The sequence below is a fragment of the Streptomyces humidus genome (assembly GCF_014649655.1).
Lineage (GTDB): Bacteria > Actinomycetota > Actinomycetes > Streptomycetales > Streptomycetaceae > Streptomyces > Streptomyces humidus.
In genome coordinates this window covers 26,482-45,395 of sequence record NZ_BMTL01000018.1, presented here as the reverse complement: position 1 = coordinate 45,395, position 18,914 = coordinate 26,482, and the positions used below count along the sequence as shown (strand labels likewise).

Below are 18,914 nucleotides of genomic sequence, written 5' to 3'. Positions count from 1 at the left end.
TCCAGGCATACGGGGGCCTTCGATGCATCCGATCGTGAAGCACGCACTGCGGCGCGGCTGGCGTGACCTCAACACCGTGCAGTTCGGGATGACGCCGGCGCACGCACTGACGCTCGGCCCGGTGGACACGGCCACCGGGAGTTTCCTCGACCTGCTCGACGGCACGCGCGGGCTGGCGCTGTTGCGCGAGGAGGGCCGCCGCATGGACCTGCCCGACGGCCACGTCGACCGGCTGGTCGAGCGGCTGGCCCGGGCCGGGCTGCTCGACGACGCGCGCGGCGGCGGACCGGACGCCCACGCGCTGCGGGAGAAGAAGGAGGTCATGGACCGGATGCGGCCCGATCTCGCCGGGCTCTCCCTCCTCACGCCGGAACCGGGCGACGCGATCGAGCGTCTGGCCGCCCGGCGCGGGCTGCGGGTCCAGGTGCGGGGTGCGGGCAGAGTCGGCGCGGTGCTCGCCGCACTGCTGTCGGGGGCGGGCGTCGGCGAGGTGGACGTGCAGGACGGCGGCCGGGTGGAGCCGGGGGACGTCGCTCCGGGCGGGCTGCCGGCCGAGGCGATCGGCGAGCGGCGGGACGAGTCCGCCCGTCGCGTCGTTCGCCGGGCCGCACCGGACCGTCCGCCGCGCAGGCCCTCGGGGTCGCCGCACGGGTCGGACACCCCGGGCTTCAGCCTGGTGATCCTCTCTCCGCGGGACGATGTGTCCGTGCACGCGCCCGCACCGTCGGCCGCGGAGCCGCTGATCGCCTCGGGCACACCCCATCTCTACACCGGCGTCGTGGAGGGCACTGGCATCGTCGGCCCGCTGGTGCTGCCGGGCGAGACGGGCTGCGCGGGGTGTCTGCAGCAGGAGCGCATCGACCGGGACCCGGCCTGGCCACGGCTGGTCGCCCAGTGGCACTCCGGAGCGAGACGAGCGGCACGCGCCTGTGACCTGGCCCTGGCCACGACCGTCGCCGGACTGGCGGCCGCCCATGCCCTCGCGTTCCTCGACGGCCGGGCCCCGGCCGACGAAGGCGCACGCTGGGAGGTCAGCGCCCCCGCCCTTCGGTGGCGCTCGCGACCGGTACGTCCCCACTCCGCCTGCCCGTGCGGTGCCGCGCGCAAAGGTGAGCGGGAACACTCCTCCGAGGACCGGGGATCGCACGCGACAATGGAGAGGCATCGGCATCCGACGGAGCATCGCCGTACGGCGGACGCGACGCGGCTGTCTGGGACTTGGAGGGCGCATGTCTGATCTTCCCCGGAAGGCGGTCACCCGGACCGCCAAGCTCGCCGCGCTCCCGCTCGGCTTCGCCGGGCGGGCGACCTGGGGCCTGGGCAAGCGGATCGTGGGCGAGTCCGCGGAGATCGTCGGCCGCGAGCTGCAGCAGCGCACCGCCGAGCAGCTCTTCAAGGTCCTGGGCGAGCTGAAGGGGGGCGCGATGAAGTTCGGCCAGGCGCTGTCCGTCTTCGAGTCAGCCCTGCCCGAGGAGGTGGCCGGGCCCTACCGCGCGGCCCTCACCAAGCTCCAGGACGCGGCGCCGCCGATGCCGGCCCGCACCGTGCACTCCGTGCTCACGGCACAGCTCGGCGAGGACTGGTCCGAGCTGTTCGTCGAGTTCGACGACAAGCCGGCCGCGGCCGCCTCGATCGGCCAGGTGCATCGAGCGGTGTGGCACGACGGCCGGCAGGTCGCCGTCAAGGTCCAGTACCCGGGGGCCGGCGAGGCCCTGCTGTCCGACCTGAACCAACTCAGCCGCTTCGCAAGGCTGTTGGGCCCGCTCATCCCGGGCATGGACGTCAAGCCTTTGATCTCGGAACTCAGGGACCGTGTCTCCGAGGAGCTCGACTACGCCCTGGAGGCGCAGGCCCAGCAGGCCCACGCGGAGGAGTTCGCCGACGACCCCGACGTCATGGTCCCGGCGGTCGTCCACCAGTGCGACCAGATCCTGGTCACCGAGTGGATCGACGGCGTGCCGCTCTCCGAGGTGATCACCGACGGCACCGAGGAGCAGCGCGATCGCGCGGGTCAGTTGTTGTCCCGCTTCCTCTTCTCCGGCCCGGCGCGCACCGGCCTGCTGCATGCCGACCCGCACCCCGGCAACTTCCGTCTCCTGCCGGGCGGGCCGGGCGGTGAGAACGACTGGCGGCTGGGGGTACTGGACTTCGGCACGGTGGACCGGCTCCCGGGCGGACTGCCCGATCCGATCGGCGAGTCGCTGCGTATGACCCTGGACAGCGAGGCGGAGGCGGTCTACGAACTCCTTCGCAGGGAGGGCTTCGTCAAGGAGTCCATCGAGCTGGACCCCGACGCGGTCCTCGACTATCTCCTGCCGATCATCGAGCCGGCCCGGGTGGAGGAGTTCACGTTCACCCGTGGCTGGATGCGCAGCCAGGCGGCCAGGATCGCCGACATACGCTCCCCCGCCCACCAGTTGGGCAAGCAGCTCAACCTTCCGCCTGCCTACCTGCTGATACACCGGGTGACCCTGAGCACGATCGGCGTGCTGTGCCAGCTCGGCGCGACGGTACGGCTGCGCGAGGAACTGGAGGAGTGGCTGCCCGGATTTCTCCCGGAGGAGGCACTGAATGCTTCGGAAGCACCGGACGGGCAGGAAGCGCTGGAGGAACTGGACGAGCTGGAGGCCGAGGAGTCGGTCGCGGAGGCATGAGGCGGAAGGTGCGGAGGTGGGGAAGGCGCAGAGGGTGCAGGGGGTGCAGGGGGCGCATGAGGAGGGAGAGGGAAGTGCGAGACGGGCAGGGTCCGGCCTGCTGAAGCGGCCCCGAGCAGCCCGGCGTGACGTTTCTCACCACCAGTCCGAGTCCAGCCGCCCCTCGATCGCCCTGAGGTTGTCGCGGGAACAGGTCCCGCAGAAGTAGCTCCGGACGCCTTTGTCCACGGAGCACGTCCAGGTGAGGGGCGGGGGCTGCGCGGCCTGCGCGCCGCAGCGGGCGCACACCACAGGGCCGGACTCGGTCGAGGAGTCGTCTCGGTCACTGTCTCCGGGAGGACGCGTCATCCTCGGGACGATAACGCCGAGGCAGCGGTTCGCTCGCACAACGCACCGAGGGGCCCGGTCCGTTCGGACGGACCGGGCCCCTCAAGGAGAGCTTCGCCCCCGGTGTGCGGAGGCCACCGCTTCAGGTGGGTGTCGTTACTGCATCACGGCCATGGCGAGCGCCCGGCGGGCGCGCAGCGAGGCGCGCTCGGCCCGACGCTGCATCCGGCGAGCGGCCAGCAGGCGCGCCGCCTGACGGCCCTGCTCGGCCTCACGCAGGCGGTCGTGCATATGCGCACGAGCCAGGGCTTCTGGGATGAGTTGCATCTCGCGGGTCCTGTTCTGACGCGAGTCGTACGCGCCGGTGGTGGTGACGTCTTCGGTCGCGGAGCCTGCGGGCTCGCTGGTGAACGGCTTCATCGGGGCCTGCTTCTTCGGGTCTTGCGTGAGGGGGCGGTCGATCGTTCCTGGGATGTTCATGCTGTGACCGGGTTCTTGCGCGGGCGGCCACGCGGCCGCTTGCGGGCGACGACGACACCCTGGACGAACAGCTCGCCACCCCAGACACCCCAGGGCTCGCGGCGCTCCTTGGCACCGGCGAGGCATGCCTCGATCAGCGGGCAGGTGCGGCACAGGGACTTGGCGTACTCGACGTCGGCCGGCGTCTCCGCGAAGAAGACCTCCGGGTCGTAGGAACGGCAGGGGACGGGCACGCCGAGGTTCTCGATGGCGTCGTCGAGCGCGGTGAGCGCCGTGAGCGGGGTCAAGGTGGGGTCCTTCGTGAGGCCGGGCGGGGGGATCGTTTCGGAAGGCGGTACGGACGGGGCGTGCGCTTCGAGTTGCACGGTGTGTTTGTCCTCGTCTGGTCGTTCCGGTCCGGTGGGACCGGTTGTCGGCGGGTACCGGGTTCTTTTCTTGTCCCGAGGCCCCTTCGCTCCGTCGTCCCCGTGTGCGGGACAAACAGAAGGGCCGCGGATCCCGGGTGGGGTTCCGCGGCCCTGAAGGCGCCGGCCTGATCGTCGATCAGGCTGGATCGCTCCAGGGTTCCGGCCCACGGAAGGCCCACATCAGGTGGTGCTGCGTCGTCTGCTTCCGGAATCCGGCACCGGCTGCCGCAAAGGCATAGGCGTGCGCCTGTCCCTTTACTGCTTCCAGTGCCTCGGTCGGTCGCTCATTGCGCTCGCGGACGGGAAGATCCGCGGAGGTGACGGCGGAGAACGCCGGCCGACCGACACTGATGCCGGACAGACCGGTGCCCAGGGTGGAGACGCCGAGCATGCACGTGGAGACGATCGAGCGATCGGTCAGTTTGACGGTGGAGTTGCGGTTGATGATGATCACTGGAATCGCCTCCTCTCGGCGTCTCGGGGGACCGGGGGTGAGCCCGGCCCGACGGATATGCAAGTACAGCACGGAATCAGGGCCTTGGAGAAGGCCGCCGTTCCCGTGCCTAAGAACCTATGGGGATTGCCGGGGCATGCGCAAACTATTTTTTCGACGAGTTCCGATCGATCCCTCGCGCCTCGTTCCTCAGCCCTGCGCGTCGCCCTCAGTGGCCTCTTGGCCTGCGCAGATGGCCAGAACGTCCGCGCCGTAGCGGTTGAGCTTGCGCACTCCGACCCCCGGGATCCGGGCGAGTTCGCCCTCCTCCTCGGGCACGCCCTCGGCGATCGCCATCAGCGTCTTGTCCGTGAAGACGCAGTACGCCGGCTGTCCGCTCCGCCGCGCCTGGACCGCCCGCCAGTCCCGCAGCCGTTCGTAGAGTCCCTCGTCCATGTCGGAGGGACAGTCCTCGCAGCGCATCAGTTTCATCTCGCCGGCGTCCGTCAGGGTCCTTCCGCAGACCCGGCAGCGGGCCGGGCTGCGCTGGGTCCGGCGCGGCACGACGGGCGTGTGCGCCGTCGTGCCGGCGAAGCCGCGCTCGATGCCACCGGCGCCTCCGACACCGGCGCGACCGGTGGCGGCGCCCGAACCGGGGCGCAGGCCGTCGAGGAATCGGCTGGGACGCCGGTTGGGGCGGCCGCCGGGTGAACGGGCGAGCGCCCAGGAGACCTGGAGGCGTTCGCGGGCCCGGGTGACCCCGACGTAGAGGAGGCGACGCTCTTCCTCGATCTGCTCGTCGGTCCTGGCGTAGGCGATCGGCATCATGCCCTCGGCGACGCCGACGAGGAAGACGACGTCCCACTCCAGACCCTTGGCCGAGTGCAGGGAGGCCAGGGTGACGCCCTGGACGGTCGGGGCGTGCTGGGCGCTCGCCCGCTCGTCGAGCTCGGCGACCAGGTCGGCGAGCGTGGCGCCGCGCTGGGCGCCGGCGAAGTCCTGGGCGAGGTTGACCAGCGCGGCCAACGACTCCCAGCGTTCTCTGACCGCTCCGGAGCCGGCCGGCGGCTGCGAGGTCCAGCCCTCGCCGGAGAGGACCGCACGCACCTGGGAGGGCAGGTCGACGGCGTCTTCCAGAAGCGTGTCATTGCCGCCGAAGCGTGCCGCGCCGCGCAGGGCGACCCTCGCCTTGCGCACCTCGGGCCGGTCGAAGAACCGCTCGGCGCCGCGCAGCTGGTAGGGGACGCCGAGGTCGGCCAGCGCCTGTTCGTAGGTCTCCGACTGCGCGTTCGTGCGGAACAGGACGGCGATCTCCGCGGCGGGGACGCCCGCGTCGAGGAGCTCGCGGATGCGGCGGGCCGCGCCCTCGGCCTCGGCCGGCTCGTCCGGATACTCGGCGTAGGCGGGCTCGGGACCGGGCGCGCGCTGGGAGACCAGCTCCAGGCGGTGGTCCGCGGCGCGGCCACGGGCCTGGGCGAGCAGGCCGTTGGCGAGATGGACGACCTGAGGGGTGGAGCGGTAGTCGCGCACCAGCTTGACGACGGTGGCGCCGGGATGGCGCGTGCGGAAGTCGAGAAGGTGGTCGGGGGTGGCGCCGGTGAAGGAGTAGATCGTCTGGCTGGCGTCGCCGACCACGCACAGGTCCTCCCGCTCGCCGAGCCACAGTTCGAGCAGGCGCTGCTGAAGAGGGCTGACGTCCTGGTACTCGTCGACCACGAAGTGCTGGTACTGGGCGCGCACCTGCTCGGCGATGTCGTGCCGGTCCTGCAGGACGGCGACGGTCAGCAGCAGGACGTCTTCGAAGTCGATGACGGCGCGGGCCCGCTTGAGGTCCTCGTAGGCGGCGTAGAGCTGGGCGATCTCGGCGGGGTCGCGGGGGATCTCACGGCCCGCCTTGCCGACGGCCAGGGCGTAGTCGGCCGGGACGGTCTGGGTGACCTTGGACCACTCGATCTCCGCGGTGACGTCCCGCAGCTCGCCCCGGTCGAGCCGGACACGGCAGGCGACGGCTGCGTCGGCGACGAGCTGGATCTTGCGGTCGACGAGCCGGGGCAGGGAGCCACCGATCGCTTTCGGCCAGAAGTACTGGAGCTGACGCAGGGCCGCGGAGTGGAATGTGCGGGCCTGGACCCCGTGGGCGCCGAGCTGGCGCAGCCGGCCCCTCATCTCTCCGGCGGCACGGTTGGTGAAGGTGACGGCGAGCACGCTGGAGGGCTGCAGAATGCCGGCGCGGACTCCGTAGGCGATGCGGTGGGTGATCGCCCGGGTCTTGCCGGTGCCGGCTCCTGCCAGCACGCACACCGGACCGCGCAGGGCGGTGGCCACCTCGCGCTGCTCGGGGTCGAGCCCTTCGAGCACCGCGTCGGCCGAGTCCGGTGCCTGCGGGAAGAGAGGGGAGTGCGTTGCTGCTGTCACACAGCCATGCTGCCAGGTCTCCGGAGACGGGCGGGTCGGTTGTCCACAGGCAGGCCCTCGCAGTCGTACTGATGCGGTGAGCGTCGTCACGGCGACCTGACGCGGTAGCCGTCGTCACGTCGGGGCCCGCGTCCGGCCTCGGCTCGCGGGAATGGCAGCCCTTGCACGTACGTTCTCCCCCTACGACTCCCTGTCCCCCCGACCCGCCTAAGGAGCACGAGAGACATGCTGGGCACCGTGACGATGTACAGCACCACGTGGTGCGGCTACTGCCAGCGGCTGAAGAAGCAGATGGACCGCGAGGGCATCGCGTACACCGAGATCAACATCGAGCAGGACCCGGATTCCGCAGCCTTCGTCGAGAAGGCGAATGGCGGAAACCAGACGGTGCCGACGGTTCGGGTGGTCCCCTCCACCGGTGGCGACGAGGTCGTGATGACGAACCCGAGCCTTGCCCAGGTGAAGCAGGCTCTCGCGGTCTGACGCCCCCAGCGCTTCGGCCCCCTCCGGTCAAGGTCACCGGAGGGGGCCGCTCTGTATGCAGGGACAGCGGGCGGCGAGCCGGCCTGTGCGGCGTGCTGTGCGGTGCCGGTCCTGATCACTGCGGGCGTCGTCGGGGGATGCCGGGGTGGCTGTGGACCGGCTGCCTGCTCTCGCCGTCGTCCTCGCCCTGCCGGCCGGCGGAAACCGGTGGCCGGGGCCGGCACCGTCGCTCCCGCTCATGCGCGTCGAAGACCGCAGGCGAGGGGGACGCGGCTGTCGGGCGTCCCAGAATCCGCTGAAGATCACCGGTCCGGCAGGTCGGTAGGGTCAGCCGGTATGACTGTCGCTCGTTCCGTCGCCCTGTTCGTCGTCGCCGCCCTCTTCGAGATCGGCGGCGCCTGGCTGGTCTGGCAGGGCATCCGCGAGCACAGGGGCTGGCTCTGGATCGGTGCCGGTGTCATCGCCCTCGGCGTGTACGGGGTGGTGGCCACCTTCCAGTCCGACGACAACTTCGGGCGCATCCTCGCCGCGTACGGCGGGATCTTCGTGGCCGGGTCGATCGCCTGGGGCATGGTCGCCGACAGCTACCGGCCTGATCGCTGGGACGTCATCGGTGCTCTGGTGTGCCTGTCGGGGATGGCTGTGATCATGTACGCGCCGCGCAGCCACTGATCCGCTCCTCGACCACCCGTCAGACGGACGCCCCTGCACGCCGGCGGCGGCTACCGGCTCGGCTCCAGTTCCGGTGATCGCTGCGGCTCCCCGGTTCGAAGATCGGCGTGGGATCGTGTCCCGCGCGTGACCGGGCGCAGCCGTAGGAGGAAGGGCGGCCTCGAAATCCGACGCCCGGAATCCCGGGGCAGCCCTTCGTCCGCGTCGGGTCAGACGCTGCGGGTGGGCAGCGGCTTGCCGTACCAGAGCTCGATCAGGCGGGCCGCGATGGAGATGCCGTAGGGGGGCAGCACCTCTCCTGACTCGAAGGCGGCGCCGAGTTCGTCGCGGGAGAACCAGCGGGCCTCGTGGATCTCGTCACCGTCGACGTCGATCTCGGTGGACGTGGCGCGGGCCATGAAGCCGAGCATCAGGCTGGACGGGAAGGGCCAGGGCTGGCTGGCGATGTACTCGACCGGGCCGACGGTGATGCCGGCCTCCTCGAAGACCTCCCGGCGCACGGACTGCTCGATGGACTCGCCCGGCTCGACGAAGCCGGCGAGCGTGGAGAAACGGCCCTCGGGCCAGTGGACCTGGCGGCCGAGAAGAATGCGGTCGTCGTCATCGGTCACCGCCATGATCACCGCGGGGTCGGTGCGCGGGTAGTGCTCGGCGCCGCAGGCGGGGCAGCGGCGGATGTGGCCGGCGGCGGCGATGACCGTGCGCTCGCCGCAGCGGGAGCAGAAGCGGTGGGTGCGCTGCCAGTTCTCCAGGCCGACCGCGTGCACCATGAGCCCCACGTCGCGCGGTGACAGGAGCAGTCCCGCCTCGCGCAGTCCGGCCGGGCGCGCGGACTGGTCGATACGGCCGGGCAACGCGTCCTTCTGCAGGGCGAAGTAACTGACGCCGTCGTCGTCGGTCCCGAGGAAGTAGCGGTGCGCCTCGGTGAGGGGCGCCTCGAACGACGGGGTCATGACGAGTTCGGTGCGGCCGTCGGGCGTCTCGTCGATGAGGACCTGGCCGCCGGAGACGACGAAGCACCGCGTCGTCGGGTGGCTCCAGGCCGCGGCCAGCCAGGCCTCGTCGAGCCGGTGGTGGGCGGCCCGGTCGACGCCGCTCGGCGCGGTGAGCGAGATGGGTCGATCGGCGTTCTGGTCGGTCCAGGTGGTCACGGGTACTTCCAACTCCCCCGGTGGAACGGTTGTTTCGGCGGGCGGTTCAGCGGGACGTACAGCAGGGGACGACCGGTGCGGTGTCGCGGTGCGGGGCGGTCTCTCCAGTGTGCGCCCCGCGCGCAGACCCTCCGGACCGATCGGGGACGTCAGGGTGCACGACGCCAGTTCTCCGCGAGGTCGCCCCAGAGGTGGGCGGCGGTCTCGACGCCCTTCAGGAGGAGGTCCACCTCGACCTTCTCGTTCGGCGCGTGCCAGCCGTCCGAGGGGACGGAGATGCCCAGGAAGAGCACGGGGGCGCCGAGGACCTCCTGCAGGTCGGCGGCCGGTCCGGAGCCGCCCTCGCGGGTGAAGCGGACGGGCGTTTCGAAAGCGCGGCCCATGGCGCGGACCACGGACTGCAGCGCCGGGTGGTCCAACGGGGTCAGACACGGGCGGGTGGCCGGGCTGAAGGTGATCTCGTGCCGGATCCCCGCGGGCAGCTGCTCGGCCGCCCACGCGCGGACGGCCTTCTCGACGTGCTCGGGTTCCTGGCCGGCGACGAGCCGGAAGGACAGCTTCACGAACGCCGAGGACGGGACGATCGTCTTGCTGCCGGGGCCCTGGTAGCCGCCGCCGATGCCGTTGACCTCGGCGGTGGGGCGGGCCCAGACGCGCTCCAGGGTGGAGTGTCCCGCCTCTCCGTGGACGGCGTGCGACCGGGCGGTGCGCAGCCACCGCTCTTCGTCGAAGGGCAGCTCGGCGAAGAGTTCGCGCTCACGGTCGGTGAGCTCGACGATGCCGTCGTAGAAGCCGGGGACGGCCACACGCGCGTGCTCGTCGTGCAGGGCCGCCACCAGGCGCGCGAGCGCGGTGGCCGGATTGGGCACGGCGCCGCCGAAGGAGCCGGAGTGGATGTCTTGGTCGGGGCCGAAGAGCCGGATCTCGCACTCGGCGAGACCGCGCATGCCGGTGCACACGGTGGGGGTGTCCTCGGACCACATGCCGGTGTCGGACACGATCACGGCGTCCGCGGTGAGCCGCTCCGCCTGCCGCTCGACCAGGTCGCGGAAGTGAGGGGAGCCGGACTCCTCCTCGCCCTCGATCAGCAGTCTGAGGGTGACGGCCGGAGCCGAGCGGCCGGTGGCGGCGAGGTGGGTGCGTACGCCCAGGGTGTGGAAGAAGACCTGGCCCTTGTCGTCTGCCGCCCCGCGCGCGTAGAGGCGGTTGTCGCGCACGACGGGCTCGAAGGGGTCGGTGTCCCAGCCGTCCTCGCGGGCCGCGGGCTGTACGTCGTGATGGCCGTAGACCAGGACGGTGGGGGCCAGCGGATCACCGGACGGCCACTCGGCGTACACGGCCGGCGCACCCGGCGTCGGCCACACCTCGACCGTGGGGAAGCCGGTCGCCCTCAGCTCGGCGGCGAGCCAGTCCGCGCTGCGCCGTACGTCGGGTGCGTGGTCGGGCTGGGCCGACACCGACGGGATGCGCAGCCATTCGACGAGGTCGTCGAGGAAGGCGGCGCGGTGCTGCTCGATGTACGAACGGACGGCGCTGACGGCACTGTCAACGGGATGGCTCATGGTCACGAGCCTATCGGCCCGCGCCGACATCCTCGCCTGGCCTTCGAGCGGGCTGTGCCTGCCCGGCGCGTGCGTCGCGGTCGCGCCCGGCGGCCTCTTCCCCGGTCAACAGGCGCTCCAGCGCGGCACGGTCGGGCAGCCCCGGCGGGCGTACGACGTCGCCGGTGCGCACATACAGGAACCCCGTTGTGACGGATTCCACGGGCACGCCCTGCTGCTCGGCCCACGCCAGCCGGTAGAGCGCGAGCTGGAGGGGGTCGGCGGTGTGGGCGCGATGGGTCTTCCAGTCGAGGATGTCGTAGGTCGCGGACTCCCCGTCGCCCTCCTTGTAGACGGCGTCGATGCGGCCCCTCACGACGCGGCCGGCTAGGGCGAGCTGGAAGGGCGCCTCGACGCGGTACGGCGTGCGGTGGGCGTACTCAGTGCGTTCGAAGGCGTCCTTGAGCGCCTGCAGGTCGCGTTCGTCGGCGATCTCGGCGTCGTCTCCGGGCAGTTCGTCCGGCCCGAGCAGGGGGAGCGTCAGTTCCTCGAAGCGGGCCTCCACCCAGGCGTGGAACCGGGTGCCCCGGCGCGCGGCCGGTTGTGGAGGGCGCGGCAGGGGGCGCGCGAGTTCCTGGGCGAGACCGTCCGGGTCGGTGGCCAGCCGCAGCACCTGGGAGGCGGTCAGGGTTGTCGGCAGGGGGACGTCCGTGACACTCCGGCGGGCACGCAACAGTTCCCCGGCGAGCGCGTCCAGGTCACGGTCCCAGGAGGCGACGGCGCGGGCCTCCTCGGGGGTGAGACGGTTCCCGCGCGGGCGGACGGCGTCGAAGTCGGGGCCCGTGGTCTGGTGGGGCACGGAGGGGCGGGCCTCGCCGCGAGGGTTCGCGACGGGCGTGTCTTCGGAACGCGCGTCTTCGTAAGGCGCGTCTTCGTAAGGCGAAGGCGCGTCCTCGAAGGGGTCTGCTTCGAAGGGCGCGTCCTCGAAGGGGTCCGCAGCGAAGGGGTCTGCTTCGTCATAGGGCGGCTCGTCCTCGTCCGGCGGAGAGGGCCAGTCGGGGTCGTCGTAGGCGTCGGAGTCGTGGGGGGCCGCCGGGTGGCCGTCCTCGTGCGCGGCGAGGTTCTCCAGGTGGGCGAGGACGGTCTCGGCGGCGGCGCGCCGACGGGCCAGCGCGGCGTCGTCCAGCGGGAGCGGCCACACCTGGTCGAGCGTGGCCCGGTGCAGGGCGGGATTCTCCTCACCCTCCTCCGGTTCGTCCGCCCAGACCTCGATCTCGCCGTGCCCGGCCGCGCAGTGGTCGTGCAGGGCCTGGAGGAAGCCGGACGGCCCGCGGGGCTTCTTCTGGGTGGGGCCCCACCAGTGGCCGGAGCCCAGGAGGAGGGAGCGCGGGCGGGTGAAGGTGACGTAGCCGAGGCGGAGTTCCTCGGTGTGCTGATGGTCCTTCATGGCCTCGTGGAAGGCTTTCATGCCTCGCGCGTCCCAGGACTCCACGTCGGGGAGCGTGTCGGCGTCGCCGCGCAGCTCGTGCGGCAGCACCTTGGCCTGCGCGGTCCACTTCTCCCGGCCCTGACCGCTGGGAAAGGCACCGTCGACCAGGCCGGGGACGGCTACGACGTCCCACTCCAGGCCCTTGGACCGGTGCGCGGTGAGCACCTTGACGGTGTTCTCACCGCCGGGGAGCGCGTTGTCCAGGCCCTTCTCGTACTGGGCGGCGGTGCGCAGGAAGCCGAGGAAGGCCAGCAGGCTCGCCTCGCTCTCGTGGGCGGCGAAGGAGGCGGCGATGTCGAGGAAGTTGGCCAGTGTCTCGCGGCGTCGGGCGGCCAGGGCCTGCGGGGACGCCGACAGTTCGACCTCCAGTCCGGTGACGGCCAGGACGCGGTGCAGGACGTCCATCAGGGGGTCGGCAAGCGAGCGGCGCAGGTCGCGCAGTTCGGTGGCCAGTCGCGCGAAACGCACCCGCGCGTCCGGTGAGAAGGGCAGCCCGTCGTCGTCCCCGGTGCCGCCGTCCGCGTACAGGGGTGTCTCCAGGAAGGTGTCGAGGGCGTCCGCGAGCGATATCACCTCGGACGGATCGACCCCTTCGACGGCCTCGGCGAGGCGGCGGTCCGGGTCGTCGTCGCCGCCCCCGCGCGCGTGGCTGACGAGCAGCCGGGCCCGCCGGCCCAGGAGGGCGAGGTCGCGTGGGCCGATGCGCCAGCGCGGGCCGCTGAGCAGCCGGACCAGGGACGCGTTGGCTCCCGGATCCTGCAGGACCTCGCAGACGGCGACGAGGTCCGCGACCTCGGGCAGATGCAGGAGCCCTGACAGGCCCACGACCTCGACGGGGATGTCCCGGGCGACCAACGCGCCCTGGATCTCGGCGAAGTCGCCGGCCGTGCGGCACAGGACGGCGATCTCGCCGGGCTCCTTGCCGGTGCGCACGAGATGGGCGACCGAGTCGGCGATCCAGTCCATCTCCTCGGCGTGCGTGGTCACAAGGGCGCAGCGGACCATTCCGTCACGTTCGGCGCCGGGTGCGGGGCTGAGCGCCTCCACGCCCGCGTGCATGGCGCGCAGGGGCTCGGCGAGGCCGTTCGCGAGCTCCAGGAGGCGGCCGCCGCTGCGGCGGTTCTCGCTGAGCGACTGACGCCGCGCCGTGCTTCCGTCGGCGTGCGCAAAGTGCTCGGGGAAGTCGTCGAGGTTGGCGACGGACGCGCCACGCCAGCCGTAGATGGCCTGGCAGGGGTCGCCGACGGCGGTCACGGGGTGGCCGGTGCCTTCGCCGAACAGCCCGGCCAGGAGAATGCGCTGGGCCACCGAGGTGTCCTGGTACTCGTCGAGCAGGACCACGCGGAACTCGTCCCGCAGAAGGGGGCCCACTTCGGGAACCTGGGCGAGTTGTGCCGCCAGGGCGATCTGGTCGCCGAAGTCGAGCAGATCGCGCTCGCGTTTGGCGGCCCGGTAGCGCAGCACCAGGTCGGCCAGTTCACGCCGGGCGGCGGCCGTCTCGGGCGCCTTGCGCAGATCGGCGTTGCTGAGTCGGGCGCCCTCCAGGGACTGCAGCAGCCCGGCGTCCCACCGGCGCAGGTCCTCGGGCCGCACGAGGTGCTCGGCGAGCTCGGCGTCGAGCGCGAGGAGATCGCTGATCAGATCGGCGAAGGAGCGGGTGAGCGACGGATAGGGGCCGGGCGCCTCGCGCAGCACGCGCGCGGCGAGCTGGTAGCGGGTGGCGTCGGCGAGCAGGCGGGCCGTCGGCTCCAGTCCGATGCGCAGGCCGTGATCGGTCAGCAGACGGCCGGCGAAGGCGTGGTAGGTGGAGATCGCCGGCTCGCCCGGCGGGTTGTCGGGGTCGATGACGTCGGGGTCGGTGACGCCTGCCCTGACCAGTGCCTTGCGGACGCGCTCGGCGAGTTCTCCGGCGGCCTTGTTGGTGAAGGTCAGGCCGAGGACCTGCTCGGGAGCGACCTGGCCGGTGCCGACCAGCCACACCACGCGCGCCGCCATCACGGTCGTCTTGCCCGATCCGGCCCCGGCCACGATCACCTGCGGGGCGGGCGGCGCGATGATGCAGGCCGTCTGCTCCGGGGTGAAGGGGATCCCGAGGAGCTCCTTGAGCTGCTCGGGATCGCTGATACGGGCGGGCATGGGGAGAGGCTAGCGGCGGGCACTGACACTCGATGACAAATCACCCGTCACTTCGGCAGAAACGCAGGTCGGCGCCGGTGGTGCGGTCCGTCACACCCGTACGGGAAGACCTCGCTCGACATCTGCCGACGCCCGCTCCCCCGGCTCCCCGGCCCACCCGGCCCTCCGGCGCCCCGGCTCGCTCGACCCACTCGACCGTCCCTGACTCTTCCGACTCGCTCGCTTCGCCCGATCCCCCGATTCGCCCGGCTCGGTCGGCTCGGTCGGCTCAGTCGACGACGTGCCGTCCTTCGGGCCGAGCGCTGCACGAGGCGCGGAACGCGCAGTGGGCGCACTGCTGACCCGCGGTCGGAGTGAACCGCTCGTCGAGGACCTTGCCGGCCGCCGTGGCGAGCAGGTCGCCGACCCACTCGCCCTCCAGCGGCTCCTGGGCCTGCACCTTGGGCAGGGCGTCGCCGCCGTCCCGCTTGGCGGCGCCCTGACGCAGCTGCACGAGTTCCGCGCCGCCCGGTACGGGCCGCACGCCGTCGAACGCCTCGTCGACGGCGCCTTCACGCACGGCCAGCTGGTAGACGGCGAGCTGGGGGTGGCGCTCCACCTCACGGGCGGTCGGCGCCTGCTTGCCCGTCTTGAAGTCGACGACATAGGCGCGGCCGTCGCCGTCCGCCTCCACGCGGTCCATCTGGCCGCGGATGCGGACCTCGTACTCGCCTGCTTCGAGCGTGACGTCGAAGTCGTGCTCGCTGGCGACCGGGGTGCGGCCCGTGCGGTCCATCACATGCCACTGCAGGAAGCGTTCGAGCGCCACACGCGCGTGTGCCTTCTCCTGCGCCGACTTCCAGGGGGCGTCGAAGGCGAGGGCGTTCCACACGGAGTCGAGGCGTTCCATGAGCACGTCGAGGTCCGCCGGGGTGTGCCCGGAGGCGACCTCGTCGGCGAGGACGTGCACCACGTTGCCGAAGCCCTGGGCGACCGTGGCGGGGGCGTCGGCCTTCACCTCGCGGCCCAGGAACCACTGCAGCGCACAGGTGTTGGCGAGCTGGTCCAGGGCGCTGCCGGAGAGCACGACGGGCTGGTCCCGGTCGCGCAGCGGAACCTTGCTCTCGGTCGGCTCGAACATGCCCCACCAGCGGTAGGGGTGGGCGGCCGGCACCAGGGGCCTGCCGTCCTCGTCGGCGAGCGCCGCCAGCCGGGCCAGACGACGGGCGGCCGCCTCCCTGAGCGCGGCGGAGGCGCGCGGGTCGACCGTCGCGGCGCGCAGTTCGGCGACCAGAGCGGCGACCGACAGGGGGCGGCGGGGGCGGCTCGTGACGTCCTGGGGTTCGACGCCGAGTTCGGTCAGGAAGCGGGAGGGCTGGTCACCGTCGTCGGCGGGCGCCTTCACGGCGGTGACGACGAGCCGCTCCCGCGCGCGGGTGGCGGCGACGTAGAAGAGGCGGCGCTCCTCGGCGAGCAGCGCGCCCGGGGTGAGCGGCTCGGCGAGTCCGTCGCGGCCGATGCGGTCGGCCTCCAGGAGCGAGCCGCGGCGGCGCAGGTCCGGCCACAGGCCCTCCTGCACGCCGGCCACCACCACCAGGCTCCACTCCAGGCCCTTGGCGCGGTGGGCGGTCATCAGACGCACCGCTTCGGGGCGTACGGCCCGGCGGGCGAGGGTGTCGGCGGCGATGTCCTCGGCCTCGATCTCGGCCAGGAAGTTCAGGGCGCCCCGCCCGCCGGTGCGCTCCTCCGCGCGCGCGGCGGTGGCGAACAGCGCGCACACGGCGTCCAGGTCCCGGTCGGCGTTGCGGCCGGCCGCGCCGCCGCGTCGGGCGGCCCGCTCCAGACGCGCCGGCCAGGGCGTGCCGTCCCAGAGGTCCCACAACGCCTCCTCGGCCGTGCCGCCGCGCGCGAGCCGCTCACGGGCCGTCGCCAGCAGCGCGCCCAGGCGCTGGGCGCCGCGCGCGTAGGCCGGGTCGTGGGCGACCAGCCGCTCCGGCTGGGCCAGCGCCCGGGCGAGCAGGACGTCGGAGGGCGGCGGCAGCGGGTCGCCGGCGGCGCGCTCCTCCTCGCGCAGCGCACGGCCGAGTCGGCGCAGATCGGCAGCGTCCATGCCGGCGAGGGGTGAGGCGAGCAGGGTGAGGGCGGTCTCTGTGTCGAGCCAGCAGCCGTCGGCGCCTCCGGTGTCCTGGGCGTGCTCCACGGACTCCGCCGCCTCCACGGACTCCGCCGCCTTCGTGGCCTCCGCACCGCCGGGGTTCGCCGGGGCGTCGGTGTCTCCCCCGCTGTCGGAGTCCCCTGAGCACCCTGGCGCCTCGGAGTCCCCCGGGCTCTCGGAGTGCCCTGGGCCCTGGGAGCCCCTGATGCCCCCTGTCTCCTGCGCCGTCCCCGGATCGGGCGCGCCCGCCTGGTCGACGTCCCCGTCGGGTGACACCGAGGCGGTCGCCGACGGCGTGGCGGCCGCCGGCCGGGCGGTCTCCGCCGTGGCGACCGCCCGCAGAGCCGTCAGCAGGGGGGCGACCGCCGGTTCGTGGCGCAGGGGGAGGTCGTCGCCGTCGATGTCGAGCGGGACGCCGGCGGACGTGAGGGCGCGGCGGACGGTCGGGATCGTGCGGGAGCCGGCGCGCACCAGGACGGCCATCTCGCCCCACGGCACGCCGTCCTCCAGATGCGCGCGGCGCAGGATGTCGGCGATGTTGTCGAGCTCGGCGCCCGGGGTCGGGTACGTGTGGACCTCGACGCTGCCGCCGTCCCGTGCGGCGGCGAGTTCGCGGTGGGCGCGGACCTTTTCGGCGGGCAGGCGGGTCAGCGGCATCCGCTGGGTCAGCAGCCGGGTGGCGGCCAGCAGGGCGGCTCCGGAGCGACGGGAGGTGCGCAGGACCTCGACAGGGGCCGGACGGCCGTCGCGGCGCGGGAAGGCATGCGGGAAGTCCAGGATGCCGTTCACGTCGGCGCCCCGGAAGGTGTAGATCGACTGGTCGGGGTCGCCGAAGGCGACCAGGGTGCGGCCGCCGCCGGCGAGGGCCCGCAGCAGCCGCACCTGGGCCGGGTCGGTGTCCTGGTACTCGTCGACGAACACCGCGTCGTACTGGGCGGCGAGCCGTCGGGCGACCTCGGCGCGATGGGCGAGGAGGACCGCGCGGTGGACGAGTTCCGCGTAGTCGATCACGCCGTGCAGGTCGAGCACGTCCAGGTACTCGGCCAGGAAGGCGGCGGCGGCCCGCCAGTCGGGACGGCCGATGCGGTGGGCGAAGGCGTCCAGGGAAGCGGGGTCCAGGCCCAGTTCGCGACTGCGGGCCAGCACCGCGCGGACCTCGTCGGCGAAACCGCGGGTGGTGAGGCAGGCCCGCAGTTCGTCCGGCCACCTCACGTGCGCGAGGCCGAGCCGTTGCAGGTCGAGCTGGCCGGCGAGCAGCTCGCGGACGGCCACGTCCTGCTCGGGGCCGGACAGCAGCCTCAGGGGTTCGACGAACAGCTCGGCGTCCTGATGGGCGCGGACAAGGGCGTAACAGTACGAGTGGAAGGTGGTGGCCTGGGGCGCGTGGGCGGCGCCCATGCGGTGCGCCATCCGGTCGCGCAGTTCGACGGCCGCCTTGCGGCTGAAGGTGAGCACCAGGATGCGCGCGGGGTCGCCGCCGCGGTCGATCCTGGCCGCCACCGACTCGACGAGCGTGGTGGTCTTCCCCGTGCCCGGACCTGCCAGGACGAGCAGCGGACCGGCGCCGTGGTCAACCACCGAGCGCTGGGCGGCGTCCAGACGAGGGGCGTCCGCCCGGGCCGCCGGGGTACGCACCAGTCGGTAAGCGCCACGGCTCCCCTGTCGACCCTGGGGGTGCGACAGGCGCCTGGTGGAGGAAGAGGAGCTCACGTGGTTCGCCGGTCCTGGTGGGTGTGCTGGTTGACGGAGCGACGCTCGGGAAGAGCGGTGATCGCGGGATGAGGGGGACGTGTGCGGCCGACGCTACGCCGACCGGCAGCCCGGAAGGACAGCTTCCGATTCTTCCCTCACAATGCCGGTCGCCCACGCGAACCCGGTTGCCCGCACAGCCCTCCCGGCCCGCAGGCCACGCGCGTCCCTCGCCCCTCGAACGTACGCCATGCCGCGGGCGTGCCCTGTTTGCACAGTTTCCCCCGTACGAGCCACAAGATCCCCCCGGCCCCGCTCGATGGCGGAAGCTGTCAGGTGTGACCTCCCGTGTCTGCGCCGCCGTCCCATCTCGCCCGTCTCATGTCGAGACGCGGCACATGGCCCTCGGCCGCCCTGCTCGCCTCCTTCAGCGGGGTGCCCTCGGCGCGGTAGTGGTTCAGCGCCCGCAGCTCATGGCCGGGAAGCAGCATCCCGTCCGCGCGCACGACACGCCACCACGGGGCGGCGCCGCCGTAGAGCGCCATGACCCGGCCGACCTGTCTCGGCCCGCCCTCCTCCAGCCACTCCGCGACGTCCCCGTACGTCATGACCCGGCCGGATGGGATCAGCTCCGCGACCTCGAGGACCCGCTCGGCGTACTCCGGCAGCGCGTCGGTGTACTCCGGGCGGGCGTCGTCCGGAAGGCTCTGCTCGCTCATCCGCACCATCCTGCCCCACGGCACCGACAATGCGACGGGCCGCGACTCCGTGTGCCTCTCGCTCCCCGACGGCCCGTCGGGCAGACTGTGCGCCCCCGCATTTGCACCCTGATGCCCCCGTGTGTCGGTGCGGCATGCCACCATCGTGCGGGCGGTGACCGGTGATACGAGACCAAGAAGAGAC

14 protein-coding genes are annotated in these 18,914 nt (G+C 72.6%); 4 read left to right on the top strand and 10 right to left on the bottom strand.

Features of this window, described 5'->3' with window-relative positions; genetic code table 11:
* Positions 1-22: 22 nt before the first annotated feature.
* Together IE239_RS21415 and IE239_RS21410 are read left to right on the top strand one after the other, a co-directional pair.
* The gene (locus IE239_RS21415; protein WP_190150984.1) at positions 23-1,237 is read left to right on the top strand and encodes a TOMM precursor leader peptide-binding protein; all 1,215 of its coding nucleotides are present in this window, start codon (positions 23-25) and stop codon (positions 1,235-1,237) included.
* The gene (locus tag IE239_RS21410) at positions 1,230-2,654 is read left to right on the top strand and encodes an ABC1 kinase family protein (protein ID WP_190150983.1); all 1,425 of its coding nucleotides are present in this window, start codon (positions 1,230-1,232) and stop codon (positions 2,652-2,654) included. Before IE239_RS21415 ends, IE239_RS21410 begins: the two co-directional genes overlap by 8 nt.
* A gap of 135 nt (positions 2,655-2,789) precedes the next feature.
* On the opposite strand, the gene IE239_RS21405 is transcribed toward IE239_RS21410, so the two are convergent.
* The 5 genes from IE239_RS21405 to IE239_RS21385 form a co-directional block, all read right to left on the bottom strand.
* On the bottom strand, positions 2,790-3,002 hold the full coding sequence (locus IE239_RS21405) for a hypothetical protein (RefSeq protein WP_190150982.1): 213 nt from the start codon (positions 3,000-3,002) through the stop codon (positions 2,790-2,792).
* Between the two features lie 135 nt (positions 3,003-3,137).
* Positions 3,138-3,461 carry a putative WhiB-interacting protein gene (locus IE239_RS21400; protein WP_190150981.1) on the bottom strand — a complete coding sequence of 108 codons (324 nt, stop codon included), beginning with the start codon at positions 3,459-3,461 and terminating at the stop codon, positions 3,138-3,140.
* On the bottom strand, positions 3,458-3,826 hold the full coding sequence (locus IE239_RS21395) for a WhiB family transcriptional regulator (protein WP_190150980.1): 369 nt from the start codon (positions 3,824-3,826) through the stop codon (positions 3,458-3,460). The genes IE239_RS21400 and IE239_RS21395 overlap by 4 nt, the downstream gene beginning before the upstream one ends.
* A gap of 178 nt (positions 3,827-4,004) precedes the next feature.
* Positions 4,005-4,322, bottom strand: coding sequence for a hypothetical protein (locus IE239_RS21390; protein WP_190150979.1), 318 nt, complete (start codon positions 4,320-4,322; stop codon positions 4,005-4,007).
* Between the two features lie 189 nt (positions 4,323-4,511).
* Positions 4,512-6,716, bottom strand: a complete 2,205-nt coding sequence (locus tag IE239_RS21385; RefSeq protein ID WP_190150978.1) for an ATP-dependent DNA helicase UvrD2 — start codon at positions 6,714-6,716, stop codon at positions 4,512-4,514.
* A 225-nt stretch (positions 6,717-6,941) separates the two neighbouring features.
* Here IE239_RS21385 and IE239_RS21380 point away from each other — a divergent pair, with 225 nt between their 5' ends.
* Positions 6,942-7,199, top strand: coding sequence for a mycoredoxin (locus tag IE239_RS21380; RefSeq protein ID WP_190150977.1), 258 nt, complete (start codon positions 6,942-6,944; stop codon positions 7,197-7,199).
* Between the two features lie 336 nt (positions 7,200-7,535).
* On the top strand, positions 7,536-7,871 hold the full coding sequence (locus IE239_RS21375; protein ID WP_190150976.1) for a YnfA family protein: 336 nt from the start codon (positions 7,536-7,538) through the stop codon (positions 7,869-7,871).
* Positions 7,872-8,080: 209 nt separating this feature from the next.
* On the opposite strand, the gene nudC is transcribed toward IE239_RS21375, so the two are convergent.
* The 5 genes from nudC to IE239_RS21350 all read right to left on the bottom strand — a co-directional run bounded on the left by nudC (position 8,081) and on the right by IE239_RS21350 (position 18,730).
* Positions 8,081-9,022, bottom strand: coding sequence for an NAD(+) diphosphatase (gene nudC, locus IE239_RS21370; RefSeq protein ID WP_190150975.1), 942 nt, complete (start codon positions 9,020-9,022; stop codon positions 8,081-8,083).
* 149 nt (positions 9,023-9,171) lie between these two features.
* Entirely contained in the window at positions 9,172-10,584 is a 1,413-nt protein-coding gene (locus IE239_RS21365; protein ID WP_190150974.1) for a dipeptidase, read from the bottom strand.
* A gap of 10 nt (positions 10,585-10,594) precedes the next feature.
* On the bottom strand, positions 10,595-14,188 hold the full coding sequence (locus IE239_RS21360; protein WP_190150973.1) for an ATP-dependent helicase: 3,594 nt from the start codon (positions 14,186-14,188) through the stop codon (positions 10,595-10,597).
* Between the two features lie 268 nt (positions 14,189-14,456).
* Positions 14,457-18,032: an ATP-dependent helicase gene (locus IE239_RS21355; protein ID WP_190150972.1), complete on the bottom strand. Its 3,576-nt coding sequence runs from the start codon at positions 18,030-18,032 to the stop codon at positions 14,457-14,459.
* 311 nt (positions 18,033-18,343) lie between these two features.
* Complete coding sequence (locus tag IE239_RS21350) at positions 18,344-18,730, bottom strand: MGMT family protein (RefSeq protein WP_190150971.1); 387 nt, start codon at positions 18,728-18,730, stop codon at positions 18,344-18,346.
* Positions 18,731-18,914: the final 184 nt, after the last annotated feature.